Genomic DNA, 1,896 nt, shown 5'->3' with positions numbered 1-1,896 from the left:
CTCGTTGTGAAGCGTCAGCCATAGCAACGCCAGCACCGCGTCGTCGATTTTGTCCTTATCGATCTCCATGAACCCAACGTTACCACGCGAGCCCCATTAAGTCCCGCGGCCCACCTCGGATGGGTACGGAAGAGGCTAGATCGAATTAACTCAACAGGAGCTGCGCGCATTTGGCTGCGGGCATTTCTGTCTGACGATTGGGGACTTCCCCTTCATCAGACAGGAGGTTTCCATGACGGAGGAACGAACCACACCGCTGCGCCAGCGGATGATCGAAAATCCGCGTCTTGCTCGGCGTCCGGCAGCCTGAACAGGTCGCCGTGCCGGAACACCGGACCGAGATCGTCCCACTCACCCTGCGCGAACCATGTCCCTGCTGCGGCGGTCCCATGCGCATCGTCGAGATATTCTGCCGCGGGTAGACACCGATGTCGCGGGCCCCACCGAGTAAGCAGGCCGCATGACATATCGCCTGTCATGCGTAGCAAAACAGCGGCTGTGCCTCGCAGACCCGGCCACGTCCGAATGCGCCTATCGTTCCCCGGCGCGCCACACGGCAGCAATCACGGCACAACCAGCAGCTTTCTCGGGAGCATCGACCGAGTTTGCTCCCTTCTCAGGCGCTATGTGCACCTTCAGCCGCCCCTCTGACGTAGCCGCTGCCACGCCCGTCCGCGCACTTTCCCCATAGGGTGATCCCAACCCCCCGCGGCTTCCTCCTTGGGAGGTTTTCCAACTCGGGTCGCGGTCGCATATCAATGCCACCGTCACGCCGCGACCCGCATCAGAAAACCTTCACCAAAGCGGACGTTCGACCGGACCGCGGCGATGGATGCCGTGACACCGCGCTGTGTAAGGCTCGGCATCACGCTCTTCTATCGATAAGGCGAACTTCCATCCGTCGCCTTATCGTAAGCTGTGTTTTCCTCGCACGTTGACCAGGCGAGATGGGTCGTTCCGAAGCTACCGCTGCAGCATTGACAGCAACAAAGCGCCATAAGCGGCCATTCAGGTGTTGTACCTCGTAGGGGTGTGATTAAGGTATGCAGGCCTTTACATGGCGAGGAACATCGTAGGTGGCACAGAATTCCCCGCCAACTGAACTACTCACATCACGTCTTCTTCTACGTGCTGCACGCACAGAGCATTCAACTTCTATCTTCAGAGAATACACTGGAAACGACTACGCTTCACGGTTTTTGCCGCGAGGCCCCCACCCATCGGTGTCTCGAACCGAAGCCGTGATCGATGCATGGGGCGAGACTAACTGGGCGGAGAACCACCGGTTTGTTTGGAGTATTATTGAGCGCCGTAGCGGGACACCGATGGGTCTCTTCCTTATGTTTTTGGAGAACGAAGGCGCGGAAATCCATTATGGACTAGGACCCGCCTTTTGGGGGAAAGGTCTCGCTACAGAAGCCGGTCTAGCCGTGATGGCCTGGGTTCGAGGGGAATCGAATTTGTCTCACGTCCACACCACATGTGCGACAGCGCACGATGAAAGCCGCCGAGTGCTGGAGAAAATTGGTCTTGTGTGCGAGCGCCCCGTTCCAGAGGCGCTGACGATGAAGGCAACCGGCGAGAAACTTGACGGTATGTTTTATGCTTGGAGGCGTAGCGAATGGCAATGCGTCGACAGCAGACTTTAGCCGTTTGACCGCCGCGAATAATTCCATGGCATCAGCTCTTCGATACGGCTCTGCCTATGGCCATTGGCGATAGCTGTGAGCGTGGCGCTCAGGTAGGCGAACGGATCGACGGCATTGAGTTTGATGAGGTGGATGGCTCCCTCTTCCGGCGCCATAGTGAAAGAGCGATCGCGATGATCGCTCTAACGGGGAGATGTCATCCATGAACGAAATTACGACGATAGGCCTCGATCTGGCCAAGAGGGTT

1 protein-coding gene and 3 pseudogenes are annotated in these 1,896 nt (G+C 57.9%); 2 read left to right on the top strand and 2 right to left on the bottom strand.

The genetic code is table 11. The features are described 5' to 3' along the window. A pseudogene (locus MRBLMR1_RS25265) lies at positions 1 to 69 on the bottom strand (DUF6429 family protein); the annotation flags it as partial. A 203-nt stretch (positions 70 to 272) separates the two neighbouring features. Here MRBLMR1_RS25265 and MRBLMR1_RS25260 point away from each other — a divergent pair. Both MRBLMR1_RS25260 and MRBLMR1_RS25255 read left to right on the top strand, forming a co-directional pair. Then, positions 273 to 422, top strand: a pseudogene (locus tag MRBLMR1_RS25260) (IS91 family transposase); the annotation flags it as partial. 654 nt (positions 423 to 1,076) lie between these two features. After that, complete coding sequence (locus tag MRBLMR1_RS25255; protein WP_500066928.1) at positions 1,077 to 1,649, top strand: GNAT family N-acetyltransferase; 573 nt, start codon at positions 1,077 to 1,079, stop codon at positions 1,647 to 1,649. Here MRBLMR1_RS25255 and MRBLMR1_RS25250 read toward each other — a convergent pair. Next, positions 1,646 to 1,783 (bottom strand): annotated as a pseudogene (locus MRBLMR1_RS25250) (transposase domain-containing protein); the annotation flags it as partial. The gene MRBLMR1_RS25255 and the pseudogene MRBLMR1_RS25250 sit on opposite strands and share 4 nt — an antisense overlap. Between the last annotated feature and the right edge of the window lie 113 nt (positions 1,784 to 1,896).

Origin of the sequence: Neorhizobium sp. LMR1-1-1.1 (assembly GCF_040675795.1) — a bacterium.
Lineage (GTDB): Bacteria > Pseudomonadota > Alphaproteobacteria > Rhizobiales > Rhizobiaceae > Neorhizobium > Neorhizobium cellulosilyticum.
The sequence above is the reverse complement of the archived record's forward strand: the minus strand, read 5'-3'. Positions and strand labels throughout refer to the sequence as shown.